22 protein-coding genes and 2 pseudogenes are annotated in these 23,514 nt (G+C 70.3%); 9 read left to right on the top strand and 15 right to left on the bottom strand.

Features of this window, described 5'->3' with window-relative positions; translation table 11 throughout:
• The 5 genes from ACLBYG_RS29065 to ACLBYG_RS29045 form a co-directional block, all read right to left on the bottom strand.
• The gene (locus ACLBYG_RS29065) at positions 1-666 is read right to left on the bottom strand and encodes an acetyltransferase (protein WP_091981744.1); all 666 of its coding nucleotides are present in this window, start codon (positions 664-666) and stop codon (positions 1-3) included.
• Between the two features lie 3 nt (positions 667-669).
• Positions 670-1,503: a class I SAM-dependent methyltransferase gene (locus ACLBYG_RS29060; RefSeq protein WP_447683775.1), complete on the bottom strand. Its 834-nt coding sequence runs from the start codon at positions 1,501-1,503 to the stop codon at positions 670-672.
• Between the two features lie 153 nt (positions 1,504-1,656).
• The gene (locus tag ACLBYG_RS29055) at positions 1,657-2,778 is read right to left on the bottom strand and encodes a DegT/DnrJ/EryC1/StrS family aminotransferase (protein ID WP_447683774.1); all 1,122 of its coding nucleotides are present in this window, start codon (positions 2,776-2,778) and stop codon (positions 1,657-1,659) included.
• Positions 2,779-2,790: 12 nt separating this feature from the next.
• A complete protein-coding gene (locus ACLBYG_RS29050; protein WP_056529697.1) occupies positions 2,791-3,195 on the bottom strand; it encodes a sugar 3,4-ketoisomerase in 405 nt (134 codons plus the stop codon).
• A gap of 190 nt (positions 3,196-3,385) precedes the next feature.
• The gene (locus tag ACLBYG_RS29045; RefSeq protein ID WP_447683773.1) at positions 3,386-5,257 is read right to left on the bottom strand and encodes a glycosyltransferase family 61 protein; all 1,872 of its coding nucleotides are present in this window, start codon (positions 5,255-5,257) and stop codon (positions 3,386-3,388) included.
• A 230-nt stretch (positions 5,258-5,487) separates the two neighbouring features.
• On the opposite strand from ACLBYG_RS29045, the gene ACLBYG_RS29040 reads away from it, so the two are divergent.
• The 5 genes and pseudogenes from ACLBYG_RS29040 to ACLBYG_RS29020 all read left to right on the top strand — a co-directional run bounded on the left by ACLBYG_RS29040 (position 5,488) and on the right by ACLBYG_RS29020 (position 11,581).
• Positions 5,488-6,249, top strand: a complete 762-nt coding sequence (locus tag ACLBYG_RS29040; RefSeq protein ID WP_447683772.1) for a hypothetical protein — start codon at positions 5,488-5,490, stop codon at positions 6,247-6,249.
• On the top strand, positions 6,246-7,250 hold the full coding sequence (locus ACLBYG_RS29035; protein ID WP_447683771.1) for an NAD-dependent epimerase/dehydratase family protein: 1,005 nt from the start codon (positions 6,246-6,248) through the stop codon (positions 7,248-7,250). The genes ACLBYG_RS29040 and ACLBYG_RS29035 overlap by 4 nt, the downstream gene beginning before the upstream one ends.
• Positions 7,251-7,329: 79 nt before the next feature.
• Positions 7,330-7,965 (top strand): annotated as a pseudogene (locus tag ACLBYG_RS29030) (DedA family protein); the annotation flags it as partial.
• A 597-nt stretch (positions 7,966-8,562) separates the two neighbouring features.
• A complete protein-coding gene (locus ACLBYG_RS29025) occupies positions 8,563-8,979 on the top strand; it encodes a hypothetical protein (RefSeq protein ID WP_447683770.1) in 417 nt (138 codons plus the stop codon).
• 196 nt (positions 8,980-9,175) lie between these two features.
• Positions 9,176-11,581: a glycosyltransferase family 2 protein gene (locus tag ACLBYG_RS29020; protein WP_447683769.1), complete on the top strand. Its 2,406-nt coding sequence runs from the start codon at positions 9,176-9,178 to the stop codon at positions 11,579-11,581.
• 171 nt (positions 11,582-11,752) lie between these two features.
• Here the strand turns inward: ACLBYG_RS29020 and ACLBYG_RS29015 are convergent, their stop codons facing one another.
• The 8 genes from ACLBYG_RS29015 to ACLBYG_RS28980 all read right to left on the bottom strand — a co-directional run bounded on the left by ACLBYG_RS29015 (position 11,753) and on the right by ACLBYG_RS28980 (position 20,536).
• A complete protein-coding gene (locus ACLBYG_RS29015; protein ID WP_447683768.1) occupies positions 11,753-13,411 on the bottom strand; it encodes a GDSL-type esterase/lipase family protein in 1,659 nt (552 codons plus the stop codon).
• Positions 13,412-13,433: 22 nt separating this feature from the next.
• Positions 13,434-14,678, bottom strand: coding sequence for a hypothetical protein (locus ACLBYG_RS29010; RefSeq protein ID WP_447683767.1), 1,245 nt, complete (start codon positions 14,676-14,678; stop codon positions 13,434-13,436).
• A 72-nt stretch (positions 14,679-14,750) separates the two neighbouring features.
• Entirely contained in the window at positions 14,751-16,094 is a 1,344-nt protein-coding gene (locus ACLBYG_RS29005) for a coagulation factor 5 8 type domain-containing protein (protein ID WP_447683766.1), read from the bottom strand.
• A gap of 133 nt (positions 16,095-16,227) precedes the next feature.
• Complete coding sequence (gene argC / locus ACLBYG_RS29000) at positions 16,228-17,178, bottom strand: N-acetyl-gamma-glutamyl-phosphate reductase (RefSeq protein WP_447683765.1); 951 nt, start codon at positions 17,176-17,178, stop codon at positions 16,228-16,230.
• Between the two features lie 170 nt (positions 17,179-17,348).
• Positions 17,349-17,834 (bottom strand): 30S ribosomal protein S9, encoded by a 486-nt coding sequence (gene rpsI / locus ACLBYG_RS28995; protein WP_042671562.1) that lies wholly within the window; start codon positions 17,832-17,834, stop codon positions 17,349-17,351.
• A 2-nt stretch (positions 17,835-17,836) separates the two neighbouring features.
• Positions 17,837-18,298, bottom strand: coding sequence for a 50S ribosomal protein L13 (gene rplM, locus ACLBYG_RS28990; protein WP_012318175.1), 462 nt, complete (start codon positions 18,296-18,298; stop codon positions 17,837-17,839).
• Positions 18,299-18,508: 210 nt separating this feature from the next.
• Entirely contained in the window at positions 18,509-19,138 is a 630-nt protein-coding gene (locus tag ACLBYG_RS28985) for a CoA-binding protein (protein ID WP_447683764.1), read from the bottom strand.
• A 126-nt stretch (positions 19,139-19,264) separates the two neighbouring features.
• Entirely contained in the window at positions 19,265-20,536 is a 1,272-nt protein-coding gene (locus tag ACLBYG_RS28980; RefSeq protein WP_244535037.1) for a nucleotide sugar dehydrogenase, read from the bottom strand.
• 208 nt (positions 20,537-20,744) lie between these two features.
• On the opposite strand from ACLBYG_RS28980, the gene ACLBYG_RS28975 reads away from it, so the two are divergent.
• The 3 genes from ACLBYG_RS28975 (at position 20,745) to ACLBYG_RS28965 (ending at position 21,696) form a co-directional block, all read left to right on the top strand.
• A complete protein-coding gene (locus ACLBYG_RS28975) occupies positions 20,745-21,011 on the top strand; it encodes a hypothetical protein (RefSeq protein WP_091981712.1) in 267 nt (88 codons plus the stop codon).
• A 69-nt stretch (positions 21,012-21,080) separates the two neighbouring features.
• Positions 21,081-21,215, top strand: a complete 135-nt coding sequence (locus ACLBYG_RS28970; protein WP_020096204.1) for a hypothetical protein — start codon at positions 21,081-21,083, stop codon at positions 21,213-21,215.
• Positions 21,216-21,342: 127 nt separating this feature from the next.
• Positions 21,343-21,696 (top strand): hypothetical protein, encoded by a 354-nt coding sequence (locus tag ACLBYG_RS28965; RefSeq protein ID WP_244492064.1) that lies wholly within the window; start codon positions 21,343-21,345, stop codon positions 21,694-21,696.
• A gap of 257 nt (positions 21,697-21,953) precedes the next feature.
• Here the strand turns inward: ACLBYG_RS28965 and ACLBYG_RS28960 are convergent, their stop codons facing one another.
• Together ACLBYG_RS28960 and ACLBYG_RS28955 are read right to left on the bottom strand one after the other, a co-directional pair.
• A complete protein-coding gene (locus ACLBYG_RS28960) occupies positions 21,954-22,319 on the bottom strand; it encodes a c-type cytochrome (protein ID WP_029360307.1) in 366 nt (121 codons plus the stop codon).
• Positions 22,320-22,720: 401 nt separating this feature from the next.
• The gene (locus ACLBYG_RS28955; protein ID WP_100253569.1) at positions 22,721-22,903 is read right to left on the bottom strand and encodes a hypothetical protein; all 183 of its coding nucleotides are present in this window, start codon (positions 22,901-22,903) and stop codon (positions 22,721-22,723) included.
• Between the two features lie 253 nt (positions 22,904-23,156).
• Between ACLBYG_RS28955 and ACLBYG_RS28950 the strand changes: the two are divergent.
• Positions 23,157-23,514: pseudogene (locus ACLBYG_RS28950) on the top strand (transposase); the annotation flags it as partial.

Genomic DNA, 23,514 nt, shown 5'->3' with positions numbered 1-23,514 from the left:
CTAGCGCGCTCGGCAGAAGCGCGTTGCGGCGATCTTGCGCGGCTCTGCTGGATTGCCTTGGTAGATCTTGTCCGGCTCCGTGGATTGCGCGAGGCTCGACGCCATGCTGATGTAGTTGTCGGGCGCGATCGTGACGCCGTGCCCGATGGCGGCGTTGACGCCGAGGAAGCTGTAGGCCCCGATCCGGCAGAAGCCCGAGATCACCACGTGTGAACTCACGAAGACATTGTCCTCGATGACCGAGCGGTGGCCGATGTGGTTGCCGCTCCAGAGTGTGACGTTGTTTCCAATCTCAACGAAGGGTTGGACGACGTTGTGCTCCAGGATAAAGCAGTTCTCGCCGATCGTGACATTGTGCCAGACGAAGGCCTTCGTGCTGACATACGACGTCAACCTGTAGCCCATGGATTTGACCTGCGCGCAGAGATCGGCACGGACGCGGTTGAGCTTCGAATCGCCGATGGCGACGAAGGCGTCGTACTCCTCGGGCGGGTAGGCCTGCTGCACCTGGGCGAGCGGGATCACCGGCAGATCGTGGTGATGCGGCTGCGTGATGTACGCCTCGCCGATCGAGAAAGCCTTCACTTCATGGCCGCTGTCGTGGGTGAAGTACTCATAGGCCATGCTGGCGATTTCGCCGTTGCCGAAGATGATCAGCGGTTTCATCGATTACGCCTTCATGATGAGGAGATCTTCGCGCCGGTTGGCCATGGGGAGATCCGGCGCCTGAGGCATGACGTAGGCGTCCGCGCCGGCGGCCTGCGCCCGCTGGATGAGCGCCGTGAGCACGGCGTCGTCGATCTTGCCGGGGCTCGGCTCATTGTAGCGGACGTCCGGCTCGGAGTCGGTCTGCGTGAAGGCCTTATGAAAGCGCCGGCCGGTCTCGCTCGCGAAGAAGCGGCGCCGCTTCGAGATGTTCGGGATGTCGCCGATCAGGGCACGGCCGCCATCGGCGAGCAGTGCCACGATGCTGTCGAGGAAGGTGAAGGGATTGCCCTCCGCGAACACGTAATGGAAGACGCTGTAGCAGAGGACGATGTCGGCTTGGCCGACCGCATTCCGGACGGCGTCCCGGTTCGCCGGGAACGCGCCGGCGATCTTCGAGGTCACGCCGGCGACGTCGGGCAGTTGCTCGAGCATCTCCGCGCTATCCACGAGGACCAGGCGGTGGTCCCGCTCGCGGCACAGATCAATGAGGCGATGCGGCAGCCCGGCGCATCCGGGCCCGATATCCACGATGGTGGCGCCGGTCCCGAGCAGGGCCGGGAGCTTGGCCGCGATGTCGCGCAGGATCGCCTCCTCGAAGCCGTCGCGATACGTCTCCGGGAAGCCGATCCGCTCGTTGGCGGAGAGGTGCGGATTCTGCGCGAGGGCGCGGAATCCCTCGAACGTGAGGTCGACCTTGGCGAGATCGACGTCGCGGCCGGTCCGGAGGTTCTCCAAGGAACTCGGGCCGTCCTTGGGAGGCCCACCGTCGGCAGCGTTCAGGGGTGACGATGACACGGGGGCCTCCTGTTCCGTTTGGAATCGGCGTCCGAGCCCGGGCGGTCCCGGTCCCGAGACGCTCCAGCTGCCCGAACTGCGCGGCGCGGGGAACCGGCCGCGGATCTTAGGACTGCTGACGGCCCCGGGCTCAGCGGTCCGAGGCTGTAGATCTCACGCCGGGCCGTGGCGCTGGTTCGAGGCCATGGCCGCACGGCAGGCGAGCACGACGTGCCGGATTTCCTCTTCCTGAAGATGGGGCCCGATGGGAAGGCTCAGGATCTCTCGACCGAGGACGCGGCCCAGACGGCTCTCCCCCGCGATCGAGACGCCCGCATAGGCTTCGGCATCTGCCGGGGCGATCGGGTAATGAATCTGCGTGCCGACCCCCGCCTCGTCGAGCCGCGCCGTCAGCGCATCCCGCTGCCCGGATCGGACGACGAACAGGTGCCAGACGGGATCGGTGCGCGGATCGACCTGCGGAAGAGTGAGGTCCGTATCGGCGAGGCCGTCCCGATACGCGGCCGCGACGGCGCGGCGCCGGCTGTTCCAGTCGTCGAGATGGCGCAGCTTGATGCGAAGCAGCGCGGCCTGAAGCTCGTCGAGCCGCGAGTTCACCCCCTGCTGCCGATGCACGTATTTCTCGCGCGAGCCGTAGTTGGCGAGTTCGCGGATCCGGCGCGCGACTGCCGTGTCGGACGTGGTTACGGCCCCGCCATCGCCCAGAGCACCCAGATTCTTGCCCGGATAGAAGCTGAAAGCGGCGGCGTCGCCGAGGCTGCCCGTCCGCCGCCCGGCGAAGGTCGCGCCGTGGGCCTGCGCGGCATCCTCAATGCAGACGAGATTATGCCGGTGCGCGAGGGCGCGCAGCGCCTCCATGTCGGCCGGCTGGCCGTAGAGGTGGACCGGTATGATGGCCTTCGTCCGGCTGCTGACAGCCCGCGCGGCTCCGGCCGGGTCCATGTTGTAGGTCGACGGATCCGGATCGACGGAGACCGGCTTCGCGCCGACCTGGCTCACCGCTAGCCAAGTCGCGATGAAGGTGTTCGACGGCACGAGCACCTCGTCGCCGGGACCGATCCCGTAGGCGCGCAGGATCAGGATCAGGGCGTCCAGGCCGTTGGCGACGCCGACCGCATGCTCGGCCTCGCAATAGGCGGCGAACTCCGATTCGAAAGCTTCGACCTCCTCACCCAGGACGTATCGCGAACGGTCCAGGACGCGGTGCCACGCGGCGTCGAGGTCGGCGCGGACGGTGTCGTGGGTGCGGCCGAGATCGAGAAACGGAACCTTCATCGCGGGCCTCCCCTACCGGCTTCCCACGGCGCGCAAGAATGTGTCGTAGTCCCTGTAATAGTCGCTCTCCTCGTAATGCTGCGAGGCCAGGGAGAGACACACTGCCCCACCGGAGAACTCGTCGATATCGCGCCACACCATGCGCGGGACATAGAGGCCGATGTTGGGTCGATTGAGCAGAAACGTCTGGCGCGTGCGGCCGTCATCCAGGTGGACTTTGAAGCTGCCAGAGATCGCGATCAGGACCTGCTGCAGCTCTTTGTGGCTATGCCCCGCGCGCACCGCGCCGTGCGAGACATCGTAGATGAAATAGACGCGTCGGATGTCGAACGGCACATCCTTCTCGGCCTCGATGGGCGTCAGCGCTCCCCTGTGATCGAGGATGTGGCGAAACTCGATCAGGTGTGGCTGAGTCATCGTTCCCCCGCCGAAATGCCGGCTCTCTGACGTCGACCCTCGACCGCGAAACATACCATGGACCGTGCCGAGGCCCCTTCGCGTCCGGAGCGCGATCCGATGTCGCGAAGCCCTCTAAGCGCAACGCGACCGATCCGCAACGGTCGGACTCTACTTCCGCGAGCCTTGTCGAACAAATGCAATTACTGATCTATTGTCCATCGGCTCGCCGCGGGAATGGAAGAGCGCCGAGCAGTCGGCCCACGACCGACCGTCCGGCGACCGCAGGCGCGACGGGCGGCACCTGCGGCGATAGCACCGGGGTTGGCTGCGCCAGAGATCCGAGGGCCGCGACCACCGCGCTCGGCGCGACGTGGTAGCTGGCGTGGAAGGCGTGACCGTCCTCGTTCGTCGTCTGGCCGCGCAGGAACGTGATCCGCGCGCCGCCGGCCTCGATGGAACTGGTATAGCCCCGGAAATTGAAGCTCAGGTTGGCGTGGATCAGGCCGAGGATCCGGCAATCCGGGCGGCAGAACAGTCCGTTGGTGAGCGCCGAACTCGACGAGCCGACGATGATGTCGGCGGCGTGGAACGCGTCGACCTGTTCGAGGAACGTCATCGTCTCCGGAGTGATGACCTCGAAGCCGTGCGGCCGGAGCGCCTCGGCGATCTCGACCTCGTTGACGAGTTGGCGCTGCGCGAAGGCCTTGCGCGAGATGAACAGCCGGCGGCCGGTGCGGTCGCTCAGGGCCTCGCGCGCGCGCGCGCTGTCGAGGATGCGGGCGCGCAGATCGACCAGGATGTCGGCGGGCCAGATCGTGTCGTAGACCGGCTGCCCCGGCCGCATCTCGAACGGGAAGAAGGCGGGCACCGGCGCGAGACCGAGCCGGCCGAACGCCACCGGCCGGGGCGGCAGCTTGATGATCGGGCGGTCGCGCGTGTCGAGGAGCCGGACCACCTCCTCGTGGGTCGCCGGCATGTGGTCGTCGATGCAGAGCGGGATGCCGTCCGGGCAGCGAGGATCGTTGTAGGCGAGCATGCGCGGCACGAACTCGCAGAACCAGTGGCCGTAATTCCGGCTCTGGAGCCCGAACATCGACAGGCCGGCCTCGATCGACAGGCTGTCCTCCGGAACCTCGACGAGGGCCCGCCTCTCCCCGAAGGCCGCCATCACGATCTGGTCCGGGTTGACCCCGTCCTGGAGCAGCACGTCCCGCCGGCGGGGATGGGCGGCGAGGTCGTAGATCAGGTGGCCGTCCTTCACGACGAGGTTGCTGCGCGGGAAGGCGTGGCAGCCGTCGACGAACGCGAGGTACTGGCTCGGCGCCTCCATGTCCCCCGGCTCGGAGGTGAGGGGCGGCGGCGGCTCGGTGAACTTGAGCTCCGGTGCCTGGATCGGCCGGGGCGGCCGGAGCTCGGCGTAGTCGATGCCCGGCCGGCCGGCCAGGGACGCGGCGGCGACCATGTCGTAGCAGGCCAGGGGGCCGGCGCCGATCAGCCGGCGGGTCGTCTCGTGCAGGGCGACGGCCGCGTCGAAGTCCCCGGCCTCGATCAGCGCGTCGAGCTGGAGCCGGCGCAGATTCTTGATCTTCTTGGCGAGCGGATCCCCGTCCCGCGAGACGAGGCCGGGCGCGCCGCCGTTGAGATCCAGGGCGAGGCGGTAGCACTGGACGCTCGCCTCGGCCTCGCCGCGCAGCTCCAGCAGCCACGCCCTGTCGATCAGCTCCTCCATGATCCGCGGGCGCAGCCGGTTCGCGTCCGCGGCGCGCAGGCGCGCGACGATCGGATCCGCCTCGGCGAAGCGTCCGCGGGCGCAGAGGTCGCGCAGGCGCGCCTCCGCGGCGGCCAGGGTCCAGCGGCCGCCATCGCGGCCCGCCAGGATGGCCGCGAGGTCGTAGGCCTGGGCCGCGAGATCGGGCGCGCCGCCCCCGTCCAGCCGGAACGCCAGGGCGTCGAGATGGCGGATCATCGTGCCGGGGCTGGTCCCCGCCGCCGCCGGGTCGGCCGCGAGCGCGCCGAGCCGCGCGATCAGGTCGGCCTGGCCGCCGCGATGATCTCTGATCAGGTCCAGGAAGTGTGACATGTTCCGCGTGCTCGACCGGCCCGTTCCCGGCCTCGACGTGGTGCCAACCTCGGACGGCCGCCAGCAGGAGCGGGGCCGCGCATCGGGCGTCGTGGCAGGAGCCCACCCTTAGCGTCCCGCCGCGGAACTGGTAAATCCCCGTCCCGAACGGGTCGGCCGTGGCTTCGCGCGCCGGCCGCCGCCCGCGGCGTTGGGCCGGCGCACGGGCGGGAGATGAGGAAAGCCTTCGGATGCCGGAATCGGGGAGCCTTGAGATCGGCGGTGACCGGATCGCGTCGGTCCGGACGCTGGCGGCCGGCCGGCAGGCCGGGCGCGACGGGGCGCTGTGCGCCATGGAAGCGGTCGCCCATCTCGCCGGGGAGCCGCTCTCGGACCGGCCGGCCTGCGCGTCGCCCGTGATTGCCGCCTTCGTCCGCACGTGGAGCGACGGCCTGCCGCAGGCGGCGCGCGACGGCCGCATCCTCCCCCTGCTTCCCCGCCTCGTCGGGACGCGCGGTTCGGAACCCGTCGAGCGACGCCGGGCCGGGATGGTGGCCGACTGGCTCGTCCGCGTACATCTGCCGGCGTGGTTCCACCTCGCCAAGCTGAACGTCGAGGCCGACGTGCTGGCCGGCTTGCCCGAGATCCGCGATCTGGGGGATCTCGCAGGGCTGTGCGACGACCTCCGACGCGCCCGCAAGCGGGCGGCGATCGCTAATCTCACCCTGCGCCAGACCGGCCCCTACGTGCGGGCGGCGGCCTGGGACGCCGCCCAGCGGGCGGCCTGGACGGCGATCCGCGACGACCTGGAAGCGGCCGGCGGCCCGATCCTCGCCGCCGCCTGGGACACCGCCTACGCGGCGGCCTACGCGGCGGCCCGCGCCTCCGGCAAGGCGCCCCTGGAGCCGACCCGGCGCGCGCTGGAGGACACCGCCCGGACGCTGCTCGAGCGCCTGATCGCAGCGGGCGAGGCCGGGTCCGACGGCGCTCTCCCCGCCGATCCGCGGCCATGAGCGGCGCCGCCGGCGGGCTGCCCGGGCCGGGGCTCGCGGGCGCCCGCTGCCTCGTGCTGGGCGGCAGCGGGTTCCTCGGGCTGAACCTGTGCAACCGCCTGGCGGCGGCGGGCGCAGAGGTCACGTGCTTCAGCCGCAGCCACCCGCAGGCCGAGGTCCTGGACCGGCGCGTCGCCCGGGTGTCCGGCCAGTTCTCCGACCGCCTCGCCCTCGCCAACGCGGTGGAGCGCCAGGACGTCGTCTTCCACCTGATCGCCGGCTCGATCCCCGAGAGCTCCAACCGCGACCCGTCGGCTGAGCTCTCGGCGGCGCCGATCGCCACGCTGCACCTCTTGGAGATCTGCCGCTCGGCCCGGATCGGGAAGCTCGTGTTCGCGTCCTCCGGGGGCGCGATCTACGGGATCCCGACCGCCATCCCGATCCCCGAGCAAGCGCCGACCGACCCGATCTCGGCCTACGGCATCAGCAAGCTGATGATCGAGAAGTCGCTCCACCTCTACCGGCACCTTCACGGGATCGACTACCAGATCCTGCGGATCGCCAACCCGTACGGCCGCTTCCAGCTCGGCACCAAGCACCAGGGCCTGATCGGCAGCTACATCCACCGCGTCCTCACCGACCAGCCGCTGGAGGTCTGGGGGACCGGCGCGGTGGTGCGCGACTTCCTCCACATCGACGACGTGAGCGACGCCTTCCTGGGGGCCGTGGCCTATCGGGGACCGCACAAGGTGCTGAACGTCGGCAGCGGCCGGGGCCTGAGCGTCAACCAGGTCATCGCCGAGCTGAAGGTGGCCTTCGGGCGGGACCACCTCCCCTGCGTGCACCGGCCTAGCCGCGCCGCCGACGTGCCGGCCAACGTGCTCGACACCGCGCTGATCCGGTCGGAACTCGGCTGGCAGCCCCGCGTCCCCCTGCAGGCGGGTCTCACCGGGACCATCACTTGGATGCGCGCCCACCTGGCCCGGTCGCGGGCGGCTGACGTGCCCTCCGGCGCCGGCTGACCGGCCGGATGATCACGCCGCCCCGGAGCGGCCACGTTTGTCGGCGACAGCGCGCGGCATCGATCCGCGAGGAGACCCCATGTCCTTCCTGCACGATCTGCCGATCGCCGACCTGATCGCGCATTACGGCTACCTGGCGATCTTCGTGATCATCACCCTCGAGAGCGCCGGACTGCCCCTGCCCGGCGAGACGGTGCTGCTGACCTCGGCGGCCTACGCGGGCAGCACCGGCAACATCAACATCGCCGTCGTCGTGGCGATCGCCGCGACCGCCGCCATCCTGGGCGACAATGCCGGCTACTGGGTCGGCCGCCGCTGGGGCCTGCCCCTGCTCCTGCGCAAGGGCCACCTGATCGGGCTCGACCACGGCCGGCTCAAGCTCGGCCAGTACCTGTTCCGCCGGCATGGCGGGAAGATCGTGTTCTTCGGCCGCTTCACCGCGATGCTCCGGGCCTACGCGGCGGTCCTGGCCGGCGTGAACAAGCTCGACGCCCGCCGCTTCATGGCCTTCAACGCCCTCGGCGGCGTGGCCTGGGCCTCGATCATGGGGTTCGGCGCCTACCTGTGCGGCCGCTCGATCGAGAACGTGATGGGTCCCGTCGGCCTCGGGCTGCTGGCCTTCGTCCTGCTGGGCGCCGTCGCCCTGTGGCTGTTCATGCGCCGGCACGAGGCGCGCCTGATGGTCGCCGCCGAGGCCGAGATCCCGGGGCCGCTCGGCGGGGGGCTCGGCGAGGCACGGGCCGAGCCTGTCCCGGGGCCTGTCCCGGCGCACGGCGGCGTGGACCCGGATAGCCGGGTCCAGGCGGAGTTCCAGAATCAGATCGCGGCGCTCCTGGCGGAGCGGGAGCGCGCGGCACCGCAGCCCACCGCGCGCGCGGCCGCTAGGACCCGGCGCGCGCCCTGGCCCCTGTGGTTCAAGATCCCCGTGCTGCTCGTCGCCGCCGGCGCCGGCATGGCGGTGATCTCCTGGCACGACGGCGTCACCGGCGGCTTCTACGGACGGCTCATCGGGCATGTCGGGATCCTCGGCATCGCCCTGATCGTCGTCGTCCCCGCCCTCCTCCTGCTGGTGGTCGGCCGGCGGCTCCCGCGTCTTGAGGACGAGGCCGACGCGGAGTCCGAGGAGGCCGTCGGGCTGGCGGCGTGACCGCCGCGCCGGACGGCCCGCGCGCTCGGGCTGCAGGGTTGACCGGTCCGGGGGCCGATCGTACAGCCGGCCTCGACCCGACAGGGGCGCCCAGTCGCGCCGGCCTCCCGCCGGCGGCCGCGTGCCCGAGACCCGTCGGGCCCCGCGACTGAGACGGAGCCGACCTTGGCCGAGGACGTAGAGGCGCTGCGGGCGGAACTCGCCGAGACCCAGGCGCGGCTCAAGGAAGCGCAGGGCGAGCTGGCCCGGCTGGTGCGTCTCGCCGAGGCGGATCTCCAGCGCCGGCGTCCCGGCGAGCAGTCGAGCGTCGTCGCCTCGTCGGTGCGCCGCCCCGCCGCCAAGGAGGTCTCGGCCCGGATCGCCCGGTTCGCCCACCTCTACCGGGAAGCCGCCGAGGCCACCCCGGACCGCGCCCCGGTCGTGCCCGAGCAGACGATGCTCGCGTGGCTCGAGACATCCGGCCTGTTCGACCGCCAGTTCTACCTCGCCTGCAACGACGACGTCGCCAATGCCGGGGCCGATCCGATGATGCACTACTACAATCACGGGTCGGAGGAGGCGCGCCTGCCCTCGACGCTGTGAGGGAGCTCGACGGCGCGGGCGCGCAGCGGGATGACCGGTCTCGAAGGTCTTTACCCGCTCCGTAATCGATCGCGGCAAGTATAAATTCAGAAGAACGGCCGATAGACTTCGCGATCGTCTCTATCGGCCGCGTTGACCCTCCCCGTCCCGTGATCTAGGGAGCGGCCGGACGGGGCGCGTGCGAGGGATCAGACCGATGCAGGACGGTGCAGGCGCGAGCGCGCCGGGCTCGACCGCGGCTCCGCCCGCGCTCGAGCCGTGGCAGGACGACTTCGCCACGATCTACGCCAGCGGCCTGTTCGACCATATCGGCTACGCGACGCGCTATCCCGATGTCGGCCTGACCGACCTGTCGCCCCTCGAGCACTACGTGAAGTACGGCGCCCGGCTCGGGCGCCGGCCCCGGGCCGACTTCACCGCGCCGCCGGACGAGACCTTCGACGGCAGCTTCGTCAATCCCTTCGCGGCCTGGATCCGGGCGCGCGCCGAGACCCAGCCCGCGCCGGCCTGGAACCGGCCGGTCGTCTCGGTCCTGTGCATCAGCTACAACCAGGCGGCCTTCATCCGGCAGACGCTGGAGAGCATCCTCGGCCAGGCCACGGATTTCCCCTTCGAGCTGCTGGTCGGCGACGACCACTCCACGGACGGGACCGCCGAGATCATCGCCGAGTACGCCGCGCGCCACCCCAACCTCGTGGCAGTCCTGCGCAGCGAGAATCTCGGGCCGAACCGGAACTTCGCCGACCTCACGGCCCGTGCCCGCGGCGAGTTCGTGGCGATCTGCGAGGGCGACGATTACTGGACCGACCCGCGCAAGCTCCAGCGGCAGGTCGACTTCCTGCGGGCGCGCCCGGAATTCACCCTCTGCTTCCACCGGGTGCGCGTCGTCTACGAGGACATGCCGGGGGTCGACGAGCTGTACCCGAAGCAGTGCAGCCCGCAGCCGTCGCTGTCGGACCTCGTGGCGCACAACTTCGTCCAGACCAACAGCGTGCTCTACCGTTGGCGCTACCACGGCGAGGAGGCGTTCGTGTTCGACGAGGGCATCGCCCCTGGCGACTGGTACGTCCATCTGATGCATGCCGAGGTCGGGCGCGTCGGCTTCCTGCCGGAGGTGATGGCGGTCTACCGCAAGCACGCCGCCGGGATGTGGGCGACCTACGCCACCGAACTCGCCCGCCACAAGAAGCTCGGCAATTCCGAGATCGCGTTCTTCCGCAAGCTGCGCGGCCATTTCGGCGGCCGCTACGCGGCGGGCTACGAGGCCGCGCAGAAGTCGATCTTCCGGAGGCTGGCCGAGGCCTACCTCGACGAGGAGGACGTGCCGAGCCTCGGGCGCCTGATCGAGGCCAATCCCGACATCGCCCGGGACGCCTTGAGCGACATGGGCCTCGACGCGCCGGATGACCTTTCAGGAGAGCCGGAGGCCCTGCGCGCGTGGCTGCTGGAGCAGCTGACCGTCAGCGTCATCGTCACGGCCTACAACCACGCCGCCGATATCGGCCGCTGCCTCGACGCGGTGCTGGGCCAGCGCGGCCTGTTCCGGCTGCAGGTCGTGATCGGCGACGACAAGTCCACCGACGGCACTGCCGCGATCGTCGAGCGCTACCGGGCACGCGACCCGGAGCGGATCGCGGTGCGGCCCCGGCCGCAGAACCTCGGCATGCTGCGCAACATGCAGGATTGCCTCGCCGCCTGCACGGGCCGGTACATCGCCTTCTGCGAGGCGGACGATTACTGGCTGTCGGATCGCAAGGTCGCCATGCAGATGCGGATGCTGCGCAACGACCGCAAGCTGGACATGTGCTTCAACTGGGTGCTGCTCCACTACCCGGCGACCGGCTCCTACGTCCCGCACGACGAGCAGGGCCGCTATCCGACCGGCCCGATCAGCTTCCCGGTCCTGGCCAACGCGCCGCTCACCGCCAACTTCTCCTGCTGTTTCTACCGCGCCGAGGCCCTGCGCCGGGTGCCGGAGGCCTACTACGCGAACGCCTCGGCGGCCGACTGGCTGATGAACCTCTACGTCGCCGACAAGGGCCGGATCGCGTTCCTGCGGGAGCTGCTCTCGGTCTACACGGTCCAGGAGAAGGGGCAGTGGTCGGGCCTGCCGGAGGACATCAAGAACGCCCGGATCGCCCAGTACCAGAAGGAGTTCGCCGGCATCTTCGGCGAGGGGCGCGGCTTCGAGAAGTACGAGGTCGGCTGCACGGTGGCCGAGCTCGACGGCGAGCTGCCGGATTCCTTCGCCCGTGCGAACCTGGAGTCCCCCCAGGACCGGGTCTGGGCCGAGATCCGGGACGGGCAGGTGGTTCTGGCCGGCTGGGTCGTCTCGGCGAGTCGCGCAAAGGCGACGCTGATCGTGGAGGCCGACGGCGAGGTCCAGCGCATCCCCGTGGACGTCCACCGGCCGGATGTGATCGCCGCGGTGCTGGGCGACATGCCCACCACGATGGAGGAGGCCCGCTGCGGCTTCCGCTTCACCCTGCCTTACGCGCTCCACCTCGAGGTGCTGCTCTCCATCGAGGTCGAGCACGAGGTCGTGCCCTGGCTGTCGGTGATCTTCACCCACCGGGTCAAGCGGGCGGCTGAGCGGGGCTGATCGCGGGCGGGGCGCGACGCTCTCCCTCTCCCGTTCGGGAGAGGGTTGGGGTGAGGGATCGGTTCTTTCCGGAAAGTTCTCGCCCCTCACCCTGTCCCTCTCCCGCACGGGAGAGGGAACCCGCGCCAAGCTCGGCGCCGCGACCGCGCTGCGATGCCCTTGGACGCGGTCCTACTGCGGCCGACCGCTGAGGAGACGCCGTACCCGCGCGAGGGGCGTCCGCCTCTGGGCCCGGTCCAGGGCGCCGCGGATCTCGGCGGCGAGCCGCGTCGCGACGATCTCGCGGGCGGGATCGTCGTAGTGGACGATGTCGTAGAAGGTCCCCTCCTCCCGGTCGCGGAAGATCCCGCTGAGGTCGAGGGCCGTGAAGGTGCGCCGGTACGGGCGCCGCGCCGCGAGCTGCGCGGTGAACACCTCCAGCTTGGCGTACTGACGGTCGAGATAGGCCAGGAACGCCCCCGAGGCGACGCCGCTTTCCACCTCGGTGAGGTGGCGCTTGCGCAGGATCGTCGGCTGCAGGACGCTGACGATCGGCACCCCGTGGTCGTGCGACAGCTTGGTCAGCCGGTGCGCCGCCAGCTCGTAATGGTGGACGATCGCGTCCTCCCAGCCGGGGCTCTGCCAGCCCACCTCGACCCGTAGCCGCTTCAGCTCCTCGTAGATCAGCGTGATCAGCGCCTCGTAGGATAGGCCGTCCTCGCGGGCGCGGGGATCGTGCGTGTCGAAGAAGTGGTCGTAGAGCCGCTGGGTGATGAAGGCGTTGTAGGGGTGGCCCGGCCGGGGATCGTAGGTCCAGGGCTGGAACAGGTCGGTGCTGCCGCTCAGCACAAGGATCGCGTCGGGGCTGTAGGTCACCAGGCGCGACCAGATCAGGTGCGTCATCTGCGTGAGGCAGCTCGACATCACTCCGAAATTGTAGATCTTCGCGCTCTCCAGGCCGTCGGCGCGCAGAATCCGCTCGATACGGCCCGGCAGGGTGTTGGCGATGTCGCCGCCGTCGATCGTGGTCGAGTCGCCGACGACCAGGATCCGGGTCTCGCCCTCCGGCTTGCGCGCGCCGATCGGGACGGCGTTCAGGAAGCCGTCCGCGTCGAACGGGACGCCGTAATGGCTCGCCCCCGGCTTGCCGGCGAACTGGATGAACGGGCTCGGATAGCGCGTGTTCGAGTCGAGGTAGCCGAAATGGTGCAGGAACTTGCGCCGGCGCGCGGCGTCCTCGCTCTCGGGCGGCGGCCAGATCTGCTCGACGCCCGGGGCGGTCAGAGCCGCCATCATCGCGTCCCTGAGCGCCGCGTAGCCGGCGGCGTTGAGCCGGACGCCGTCGTCGCTGAGAGCGGGCCTGAGCGCGCCCGTCCCGGTGGCCAGGACGGCGTCGTAATCGATGAACTGCGCGCCGTACGCCTGCACGTGGTCGCGCAGCCACGCGTTGACCTGCCCGATGAGCGGGATGGGCAGGCCGTCCGCGGCCGGCGCGGCCGGATCCACCGGCGGTATCGAGCCGACCCAGGTCCGCACGTAGAGGTCGCGCGCGTCCCGCAGCATGGCGGCGAAGTCGGCCACGATGCTGTCCAGCGACGGCACGGACTTGCCGCTGAGGATGTCGTCGCGGCCGCCGATGAGGTGAAGGCCGCGGGCTCCGTAGAGGGCTATGTCGGAGCGAAGCCGGCGTCCCATGTCCCGGGTCGACTGCCCGGCAATTCCGCGCGCGACCGTCTGGGGGCCGGAGAAGAGCGGCGGTGTCCCGGCCACCAGCTCCGCCGTGACCGAATCGCCGAAGAAGAGGATCGGCCCGAACGGGAACAGCGGCTTGTCCTGCATCGGCGTGCTCATGCCGTCGCGATCCGGGGCGGCGTCAGCGCGCCGCGAAGATCTCGATCCCGTCGAGGTGCAGGTGCTGCTCCTCGTCGAGATCGATCTTGAGGTAGCGGAACCGCGCGTTATCGAACCGCAGGTGGAGGGGCAGGCCGGGATGGCAATGGGCGTCCACGGCATCGAAGACGAGGCGGTAGTCGCCCTCGGTCTCGCCCAGCCAGACCCGCATCAGCTGCGCCCGCTCGCTGAGCTGCCCCCAGCGGTTGTAGATCCGGATCTCCGAGACCCGCTCGACCGCGCCGAGATCGAGGACGAACCAGGGGTTCCGGTCGAGCCCGGTGTGGAAGAAGAACGACGGGTCGCCGGTGGTGCGCGCGCCGTAGGTGCCGGTCGTGCCCGACCAGGGCGAGGCAGAGCTCGCCGTCCAGGTCTTGCCCAGCGCGATGTTCTCGGAGGGCCGCATCGCCACCAGCGTGTCCATCTCCAGCTCGTCGATCAGCGTCCGGATCTGCTTGGACGGCTGGCGCAGCGGCGGGATCTCCAGGTCGAGCTTGTAGATCAGGTTCGACAGGATGCTCTGGTCGAAGCGGTGGTCGATGAAACCCTCGAGATCCGGCAGCCCCATCTGGTTCGGGATGTCGGTGACGACCCGCGGATCGCCTGCGTAGCGCAGCCACTCGGCCACGAGCCGGCGGGTGGCGGGGCTCACCATGAAGGCGATCCAGGAGGCCTGGATCTGGTCGGCGTCCCAGTAGCGCGCCGCGTCGCAGTCCATCAGCACGAAGCAGTCGCGCTTGGTCCAGGCCCGCTGGGGCCTCCCGTGCAGCACGCCCACCGCGACCCGGTGCTGCGAGCCGTCGAGCCAGGTGAGCAGCGGCGCCACCGGCGGCAGCGGGTCGTCGCCGACCGCCTGCATGCCGGTGTCGCTGAAGATGATGAAGTCGCCGTCGCGGCGCTTCTCCAGCGCCTCGGCGATGACGTAGGGCTTCCAGGCCCAGTTGCCGGCGCCCCGGGACCGGTCGAGGATCGCGCGGTGCTCCCGGTAGAACGGCGTCTCGCGCAGCCGGTCGGGGGACCAGCTCTCGATCGTGTCGAAATCGCCCGTGGCGGCGGCCGAGGCCACCAGCCGGCGCTGGCTCTCGACGTAGTGGTACTTGGCGGCGAAGCTGACCAAGGTGGTGTGGCGCGGCCGGAGCCGCCGCCGCAGCCGCATCAGCACCTCGGCCCGGTGCATGTCGAAGGCGTTGACGCACAGGGCTTCCGGGGATGGGTCAGCGCTGGCCAAGTCTGTCCTCCGGCGGTGGCTCGAGGGCTTGTCACCGGTTTTGCCGGCTTCGGCAAGGCGGCACGGCCGGGCTCAGGCGTCGTCGAAGGCGAGGTTCTCGGCCGGATACGCGAGCATCAGCGCGCGGCGCTCGGGTGAGTTGTCCCACTCGCCGACCTTCGTGTAGCCGCCGGCGACGTCTAGCACCTCGACGACCCGCCCGATGGTCGGGATGCTCTTGAAATGCTGCGGCCAGCCCGAGGCGAAGTAGTAGACCTGCTCGACGTGCTCGGAGAGCTGGCAGACCCCCGGCCCGAACGTGCCGAGGCCGAAGACGAGGTAGCGCCCGTTCATCAGCGCCGCGACGTCGTCGATCAGGGTGCCGCTCTGGGTCGTCAGGGGCACGCCGATCTCGGCGATCCACGCTTCCAGCACCGGGATCACCGGGTTCAGCCGGTTCTCGAACACCATCTTGATCCGGGCGATGCGGCCCTCCGCCAGGAGCCGCCGGATCACCATCTGGTAGAAGGCGAGCGGCGGCTGCGGGTAGGTCGGCGCCACCCAGGTGCTGAAGATGTCCCCCGAGCGGATGTGGATCAGCAGCTCGTCGTCGGGCTTGGCGGGGATCTCCGCCGGCAGCCGGTTGAACAGCGGCCGGATGCAGGTCCGCACGATGTCCCGGGTCTCGTCGGGGCCGAGGGTGCCGGCGAGCTGCTGGATCCCGAGGTCGAAGTACATCCCCGACAGGAAGGCGCCCGCCTCCGGCAGCGGCTCCGAGCCGGGGATGAAGGTGAGGCCGCCACAGGTCAGCGGGCCTGTCAGGCCGATCACCTCGCTCCGGTCGGCGGCCGGGAGTTTGATGTATTTCAGGTTCAGGTTGCGGGCGATGCCGATGGCGAGCAGCAGCTGGATCAGGCAGTTGCCGAAGGCGCCGCACTCGTAGAGCGCGAGCCCGACCAGGGCGCGGGAGCGCGGCCGCTCGGCGCTGACGAGGCGGTAGGAGACGTAAACGTTCGCGCCGGGCCGCTCGTCGGCCATGTCGAAGGGCACGTCGAGCACGCGCCGCAGGGCGATGAGGTCGAAATCCGCCCGGTCGCACAGCACCTGCACCGCCGGCGGCTCGCCTGCGGCGGCACCGTCCGGGGCGACGCGGATATGGCGCGCCCAGGCGCCCTCCCCAGTAGCGAGCACCAGGGCCGCGGGCCCGCTCCGGGCCGCGTCGAGATCGGGCTCGCGCCAGACCTGCCCGTCGTCGGAGAGGGCGAGGCGCGGCGGCGCCGCGCAGGCCGCCGCGAGCTCGACCCGGCGGACCGGGCAGCGGAAGCCGAGATCGACCTGGAAGCTCGGGGGGCCCGCCGGGCGGTCGGTCTCGCCGGCCGCGGGTGCCGCGCCGAGCCAGGGCCGGCCGAACGCCGCATCGATCAGGTCGCCGTTCATCGCGTCTCGCGCTGCGCAGGGAGCGGTCCGGGGCCCGCGCCCCGAGCCCCTCTCTTCGCCGGCCGAGCCCACTCTGTCGAGGCGGTCGCGTGTCCCGTGACCCCGTCGCAGGGCGACGGGGCGTGCCCGTCGGCTAGTCGTCGAGTCCGAGCATCAGCCCGAGATTCTGCACGGCCGCCCCGGAGGCGCCCTTGCCGAGATTGTCGAGGCGCGCCACCAGCACCGCCTGCCCGTGCTCGGCCGAGCCGAACACGCGCAGCTCCAGCCGGTCGGTGTCGTTGAGATCCTCCGGCTCGATCTTCTCGCGGTGCGCGCCGGTTCCGGCGCCCGGCACCACCTCCACCAGCCTCTGACCGGCGTACCAGTCGCGCAGGGCCGCCTCGAGGTCGGAGGCCGTGGGCCGGCCCGGCAGCGTCTCGAGGTGGAGCGGCACGCTCACCAGCATGCCCTGCCGGAAGTTGCCCACCGATGGCACAAAGATCGGCCGCCGGGTGAGCCCGCTGTAGCGCTGCAATTCCGGCAGGTGCTTGTGGGCGAAGCCGAGGCCGTAGAGCTGGAACGGCGGCGCCGTGCCCTGCTCGTAGGCCTCGATCATGCTCTTGCCGCCGCCGCTGTAGCCGCTGACCGCGTTGACGCTGATCGGGTGGTCGGCCGGAATCAGGCCGCCCTCCACCAGCGGGCGCAGGAGCGCGACGCCGCCGGTCGGGTAGCAGCCCGGATTGGCGACTCGCCGGGCGCGGGCCACCGCCGCGCCCTGCTCCCGGGTCAGCTCCGGGAAGCCGTAGGTCCAGCCCTCCGCGACCCGGTGGGCGGTGCTGGCATCGAGGACGCGCGGGCCGCCGCCGGGCAGGCTGTCGGCCAGCGCCGCAGTCTCCTTGGCGGCCTCGTCCGGCAGGCAGAGCACGACGAGGTCGACCTCGGCAAGCAGCGCGCGCTTGGCCGCCGGATCCTTGCGGTGCTCCGGGGCGATGCTGCGCAGGGCGACCCGCCCGTCGCGCTCCAGGCGCTCGCGGATGCCGAGACCGGTCGTGCCGGCCTCTCCGTCGATGAACACGGTGGGCTTCGTCGCGCCTGCGCCAGACATCGCTCGTCTCGCTCTCTAGAAAAATGCCTCGCCGCCCGAGTCGGGCACCGCGGCCGGGAATCAGGTGCGCGCGGTGCGACAGGCTGTCAACGACCATGCAGCGGCGTGAAAACGCGAAAGGGCGGCTCCCGCAGGAACCGCCCTCTCCGTGACACCGGTGTGACCGGGTATCAGCGCTTCGAGAACTGGAAGCTGCGGCGGGCCTTCTTGCGGCCGTACTTCTTGCGCTCGACCACGCGGGCGTCGCGGGTGAGGAAGCCCTCACGCTTCAGCGGGGCGCGCAGCTCCGGCTCGTAGTAGGTCAGGGCCTTCGACAGGCCGTGGCGCACCGCGCCGGCCTGGCCGGAGAGGCCGCCGCCCGCCACCGTGACGGTGATGTCGTACTGGTCGACGCGGCCGGCGATCTCCAGCGGCTGGCGCAGGATCATGCGCAGCACCGGACGGGCGAAGTAGGTCTCCACCGGGCGCTTGTTGATCGTCACCGTGCCGCTGCCGGGCTTGATCCAGACGCGGGCGACCGCGTCCTTGCGCTTGCCGGTGGCGTAGGCGCGGCCCTGCGCGTCCAGCTTCTGGACGTGGACGGGGGCCTCGTTGGCGGGGTCGACCGCGCCGGTGTTCGACCGGTTGAGGTCGGCGAGGGACTGCAGGGTCGCCATGATCAAGCGCTCACGTTCTTGCGGTTGAGGGCGCCGACGTCGAGCGCCTGCGGCTGCTGGGCCTCATGCGGGTGCTCGGTGCCCTTGTAGACGCGGAGATTGCCGAGGATCTGGCGGAAGAGCGGGCCGCGCGGCAGCATGCGCTCCACGGCCTTCTCCACCACGCGCTCGGGGAACCGGCCCTCGAGGATGAACTTGGCAGTCCGCTCCTTGATGCCGCCCGGATAGCCGGTGTGGTAGAAATAGCTCTTCTGATTGTACTTACGCCCGGTGAACTTCACCTTCTCGGCGTTGATGACGATGACGTTGTCGCCGCAATCGACGTGGGGCGTGTAGGCGGCCTTGTGCTTGCCGCGCAGGCGCATCGCCACGATCGACGCGAGGCGGCCGACGACGAGGCCCTCCGCGTCGATCACGATCCACTTCTTGTCGACCTCGGCGGGCTTCAGCGAGGTGGTCTTCATAGCCAAATCCCAGGGGTTCCGACGGACCGGACCCCGACGCGTCGGGATCCGCGGACATCGGGGTGCCGAAAAACGAGCCGCCGCGTGGAGCACACGCGGCGGCGGTGCCGGGTGCATAGACCGCCCCGGATGCCGGGTCAATAGAGAAGTGCGCGATCCCGAAAAATCTATTCCGATCAATGGTTTGATGGTTGAGGTATCAGAATACCGCTAGCCGTCGGAGCGCCGGCCACGCTCCGCGATGGTCAGCTTCTGGACGCCCTTGGCCGCCAGCACCGGTTTCCGGGCGCTGAGGATCCGGGAATTCACGCCGGTCCAGCCGATCTCGCCGGAGAGCCGGCCGTACTCGATCTTGGGGCAGCGGTTCATGATCACCGTCAGTCCGCGCGCCTCGGCCCGGGCGGCGGCCGCGTCGTCGCGCACGCCGAGCTGCATCCAGATCGCCTTCGGCGGCGGCGTCAGCGCCAGCGCCTCGTCGACCAGCGGCCCGGCGGCGGCGGAGTTGCGGAAGATCTCGACCATGTCGATCGGCTGGTCGCCCAGCCCGGCCTGGACCTCGGCCAAGGAGGCGGCCACCCGGCGCCCGAGCAGATCCTGGCCGGCAAGGCCGGGATTGACCGGCGTCACCGCGTAGCCCCGGTCGAGCAGGTATTTCAGGACGATCCAGCTCGGGCGCGCCGGGTTCGCCGAAGCGCCCACCAGCGCGATCGTGCGCGTGCCGTTCAGGATCGTGCGGATCTGCGCGTCGGGGTAGCGGGCGTGCCGCTCCGCGAGCGCTGCCGCGTCGCTGGGCGCGGGTGGCCGGTTCTCGTGGCCCGTCTCGGCCCCCTTCTCGTCCATGGCCTGTTCCCTCGTCGTCCCGATGATCGCGGGTCGTGTGGCGTTTCTCGCCGCGCCTCTCGCCGCGTCTCCTGCCGCTTTATGGCCCGGCGTCTCGCCGCTGTCCCGGCGTCGGTGCGGTCGCCGTCACAGTCGCCAGACCTCGTAGCCCAACCGCGCGAACGGTGCTTTATCGAAGAGCGCCTTCACGTCCACGATCAGGCCGCCGGGCTTCACCCGGGCGGCGATCGCCTCCGGACCGAGCCGGGCGTAGTCGCGGTGCGGGACCGCGATCACCGCGGCGTCCGCGGCGGCGGGTAGGTCGGCCCAGTCGACGAGGTCGATGCCGTACTCGGCCCGGGCCTCCGCCGCGCCGGCGCGGGGATCGTGGACCGACACGGCGCAGCCGAATTCCTCGAGTTCCCGCACGAGGTCGGCGACCTTCGAGTTGCGCAGGTCCGCGCAGTTTTCCTTAAAGGTCAGGCCGAGGACGATCACCCGCGGCCGCCCGGTCCCGCCGCGCCGGACGATCCGCTTCACCGTGCTGCGGGCGACATGGGCCGCCATGCTGTCGTTGATCCGCCGCCCGGCCAGGATCACTTGCGGGTGGTAGCCGATCATCGCGGCCTTGTGGGTCAGGTAATAGGGGTCGACGCCGATGCAGTGGCCGCCGACCAGCCCGGGGCGGAACGGCAGGAAGTTCCACTTGGTCCCCGCCGCCGCGAGGACCTCCTGCGTATCGAGGTCGAGCTTGTCGAAGATCAGCGACAGCTCGTTCATGAGCGCGATGTTCAGGTCGCGCTGGGTGTTCTCGATGACCTTGGCGGCCTCGGCCACCCGGATGGACGAGGCGGCGTGGAGCCCCGCCTCGATGATCGACCCGTAGAGGGCCTTGAGCCGCTCCAGGGTCTCGGGCGTGTCGCCGGCGACGATCTTCACCACCCGGGCGAGGCTGTGCTCCCGGTCGCCCGGGTTGATCCGCTCGGGCGAGTAGCCGACGAAGAAATCCGTCTTCCAGCGCAGGCCCGAGGCCCGCTCCAGGACCGGGATGCAGACCTCTTCGGTGGCCCCCGGATAGACGGTGGACTCGAACACCACGGTCGCGCCCGGCCGCATGTGCCGGCCGACGAGGTCTGAGGCCCGGATCAGCAGGTCGAAATCGGGGCACTGGGCCGCGTCCACCGGGGTCGGAACCGTGACGACGATCACGTCCGCCGCGCCCAGCGCGGTCGGGTCGTCGGTGATTGCGAGGTGCGCGGCGGCCCGGAACGCCTCCGCGTCGATCTCCCCGGCCGGGTCGTGCCCGGCCCGGTAGGCCGCCACCTTGTCGGCGGCGCGCTCGTAGCCGATCGTGACCCGTCCCCGGCCGAACGCCAGGGCGAGCGGGAGCCCGACATAGCCCAGGCCGACGATCGCCACGCTCACCGCCGAGCGGTCTGCCGGGTCTTCCCCTGAGCCGTCTGCCGCCCCGTCAGCCACGCCGGATCCCTCTGCGGGCTCGGAGGGCGCCGATGACGATCCGGCCGCCGGGCGCGTATAGGGGCGGTCCGCGCCGGCGTCGACTCGCCCCGGCCCGGGCGGTGCGCGGTCCGGGACCGCTTACGGGGCGAGACCATGAGGGGTGGGGATGCCCGATCTCCGCTGGACCGAGGGGCCGGTCCACTGCACCGACCTCGTCGACGGGACCGGCAAGGTCTTCGGCTACGTCGGCCCCTGCGCCGCGGGCACGCGCGGCTACGTCGTCCAGTCCGGGTCGGAATGGCCGCCGCGCCCGGCCGCCTTCGCCGATCACCCCGCGGCCGCGGCGGCCCGCGCCTGGGTCGAGGCCGCGGTGTCGGCGCGCGCCTTCCGGCCCGTCCGCATCCTCCGGGAGGACGGCGCGCCGGAGGCCTGATCGTCCGGCGCGGTTCAGGAACTCGTCAGGTTCGCTCGGCTTTGTTGTGGCGTGGAGTGGAGGCGCCCGATGGCCGAAATCTGCATCACGGAAGACCAGAACGGGCGGTGGACCGTCTACACCGCAGGACTGGTGGTGACCGATCTGACGCGCGAGGCCGCCGAGGCCTTCGCGGCGAGCTACCGCCGCGTCACGGCCGGCTGAGCGACGGGCCTTTCCGGCCCGCGGGTTGGCCTCCCGGAGCGCCGGCGCGTTCGGGCTCCGGGGCGCGTCGTGCTATGAGGTCCGCCGAGCCCCGATCGCCCAGTCGCGGGCAATGAGGTCGATCATCATGCGCCTGTTCATGCTCGCCGCCGCCCTGCTGGCGCTGCCCGCTCCTGCCTCGGCGCTGTGCCGCTGCACGTGCGTCCGGGGCGAGATGAGGGCGATCTGCCAGGAGACCGACCTTACGGTCCCGATCTGCCAGGGGATCTGCGAGACCACCATCCGGCCGGAGCGGGTGATCGTTCCGCTGGCCGGCGGCCGTCAGGCCTTCGAGCCGGCCCAGTCGACGAACCCCTCGCCCGGTGGCCTCGCGACGCAGGATCCCAACCTGGACACCAATCCGAACGGCACCGTGCTCGGCACCCCGAGCCAGCTTTCCGGCAGCGTCGGGTCGAGCCTGTCCTCCGGCAGCGGCCGCTGAGCTGCGAAAAAGCCCCGCGCGGCGGGTGCCGGCGGGGCTGAAGGTTGAGGACGCCCGGTGCGTTACGCCGAGCGACTGCGCCTAGAGTAACATCATCCTGCTCGATGGGAAGCTCTCGCGAGGGGAAACCAAGACTATTTTTGCAGACTGCTCCTGAAGCAACGAGAAAATACCCGCTCGGCCGGGCCGGGCGGGGTCGATCGCAGCGGATGCGCGGCGAGAGACCGCGCGGATCCTTGGTCCGGGACCTGTCCGACTTAGGATTGGGTCTTCAGATAGGCGATGAGGTCGTTGATCTTCTTGTCGTCCGCGATGCCCTGGAAGATCATCTTGTTGCCGGGCACCTTCGTCTTCGGATTCTTCAGCCACTCGTGCAGGTTGGCCTCATCCCAGGTGATGCCGGAGTTCTTCAGGGCGGCGGAGTAGTTGTAGCCCTCGTAGGTGCCCGCCTTGCGGCCGACGACGCCCTTCAGGTCAGGACCCACGCCGTTCTTCTGGAAGTTGTGGCATGCCTTGCAGGGGGCGAACGCCTTCTCGCCGGCCGCGGCGTCGCCAGCGTCCTGGGCCTGCGCGGCGAGAGGCATGACAACGGCGAGAACTGCGCCGATTGCGAGCATACGCATGTATTAACCCCAATCCAGAAGATAAGCTTCGCGTTTCTGGCAGAAAAAACGCGCGATGCAAGCGAAAAAATCTGAGCCTGAGCGCAGATTATATTGTGAGTTGACTCACATCATCTCGGAGCCCGTGCCGGCCGCGATGGCAGATCTTCGGCGGGCGGTCGCCGTCCGGTGGCGAGTCGAGGCCCGTGCACGGCTCGTCACGCCCGCGATGGGGCACAGAGTTGTCGGAGCCGGCGAACCTGAGAATTCTTCCAAGTTTGGCATGTCAGGATGTTGACGTGCGCCGAGGCGCGATAATCCATCCCGCGTCGGAAAATCTGTCGCGCTGTCGAAGCCGAGGGCGCACGAGAAAGGGCCCATCGCGGCGAGCCCTGCAAGGAGGACGATGGGCGCGCTCGGTTCTAGGCGGCGAGCGGCATCCGGATCACCGGCGGATGGGACTCAGGCGCCGCGGCGGCCCGGGTCATCGCCGCGCCGGCATCCCAGGCCACGAGTGCGGCGATCCGCGCGGCGAGGATCGTCGTCTCCAGGATGCGGGGCGACGCTGTCGGCGGGCGGGGCATCGTTGGTCGGTGGCTGGTCATGACGGCTCCGCGGCTTCCTGCGAGGGCCATGCGCCCGAATGGTTACCGCCGTGTCTCCGCCAGGACGGCGCGCGCGGTTGTGATGCCGGCGCCCCGGCGAGCGTCTGGGAGGGCGCATGTCTCGATGTAGGCCTCATCCGCCTGCTGGGAGGTTTCGCGCTGACCAGATGCACGACGGCCCGCGCAGTGACCTGACCGGCTGGCTTTGGACCGGGCTGATTGAGAGGATCAGCCAGAATCGAAGGCGTCGGACATGCGGCGAGGTCGGAAGACGAGCGGGGAGCAGGTCGTGCTGAAGCTGCGCCAGATCGAGGTGCAGACGGCACAAGGCAAAAGCTTGGCGCTGGCGTGCGAGGAGGCGGAGATCTCTGAGCAGAGCGACTCACGCTGGCGCAAGGAGTACGGCGGCCTCCAAGTCGACCAGGCCAGGAAAATGAAGCAGTTGGAGCGCGAGAACGCTCGGTTACGGCGGCTCGTGGCGGACCTGTCTTTGGAAAAGCCGGTACTGGCGGACGTCGCCTCGGGAAACTTGTAGCCCCCGAGCGGCTCCGGCAGGCGGTCGATGGCATCCGGGAGAAGTACGGCCTCTTCCGAACGTCACGCCTGCCGGA

This window comes from Methylobacterium sp. D53M, from assembly GCF_053345625.1.
This window is presented reverse-complemented; position numbering and strand designations above follow the sequence as displayed.

Coding starts and splice junctions, on each gene's coding strand:
- ACLBYG_RS29020 (WP_447683769.1), top strand. CDS start 9,176: ATGCAGGACGGTGCAGGCGCGAGCGCGCCGGGCTCGACCGCGGCTCCG.
- ACLBYG_RS29050 (WP_056529697.1), bottom strand. CDS start 3,195: ATGACTCAGCCACACCTGATCGAGTTTCGCCACATCCTCGATCACAGG.
- ACLBYG_RS28965 (WP_244492064.1), top strand. CDS start 21,343: ATGCGCCTGTTCATGCTCGCCGCCGCCCTGCTGGCGCTGCCCGCTCCT.
- argC (WP_447683765.1), bottom strand. CDS start 17,178: ATGTCTGGCGCAGGCGCGACGAAGCCCACCGTGTTCATCGACGGAGAG.
- ACLBYG_RS29055 (WP_447683774.1), bottom strand. CDS start 2,778: ATGAAGGTTCCGTTTCTCGATCTCGGCCGCACCCACGACACCGTCCGC.
- ACLBYG_RS29005 (WP_447683766.1), bottom strand. CDS start 16,094: ATGAACGGCGACCTGATCGATGCGGCGTTCGGCCGGCCCTGGCTCGGC.
- rpsI (WP_042671562.1), bottom strand. CDS start 17,834: ATGGCGACCCTGCAGTCCCTCGCCGACCTCAACCGGTCGAACACCGGC.
- ACLBYG_RS28985 (WP_447683764.1), bottom strand. CDS start 19,138: ATGGACGAGAAGGGGGCCGAGACGGGCCACGAGAACCGGCCACCCGCG.
- ACLBYG_RS29015 (WP_447683768.1), bottom strand. CDS start 13,411: ATGAGCACGCCGATGCAGGACAAGCCGCTGTTCCCGTTCGGGCCGATC.
- ACLBYG_RS28975 (WP_091981712.1), top strand. CDS start 20,745: ATGCCCGATCTCCGCTGGACCGAGGGGCCGGTCCACTGCACCGACCTC.
- ACLBYG_RS28960 (WP_029360307.1), bottom strand. CDS start 22,319: ATGCGTATGCTCGCAATCGGCGCAGTTCTCGCCGTTGTCATGCCTCTC.
- ACLBYG_RS29035 (WP_447683771.1), top strand. CDS start 6,246: ATGAGCGGCGCCGCCGGCGGGCTGCCCGGGCCGGGGCTCGCGGGCGCC.
- ACLBYG_RS29040 (WP_447683772.1), top strand. CDS start 5,488: ATGCCGGAATCGGGGAGCCTTGAGATCGGCGGTGACCGGATCGCGTCG.
- ACLBYG_RS29045 (WP_447683773.1), bottom strand. CDS start 5,257: ATGTCACACTTCCTGGACCTGATCAGAGATCATCGCGGCGGCCAGGCC.
- ACLBYG_RS28970 (WP_020096204.1), top strand. CDS start 21,081: ATGGCCGAAATCTGCATCACGGAAGACCAGAACGGGCGGTGGACCGTC.
- rplM (WP_012318175.1), bottom strand. CDS start 18,298: ATGAAGACCACCTCGCTGAAGCCCGCCGAGGTCGACAAGAAGTGGATC.
- ACLBYG_RS29065 (WP_091981744.1), bottom strand. CDS start 666: ATGAAACCGCTGATCATCTTCGGCAACGGCGAAATCGCCAGCATGGCC.
- ACLBYG_RS28955 (WP_100253569.1), bottom strand. CDS start 22,903: ATGACCAGCCACCGACCAACGATGCCCCGCCCGCCGACAGCGTCGCCC.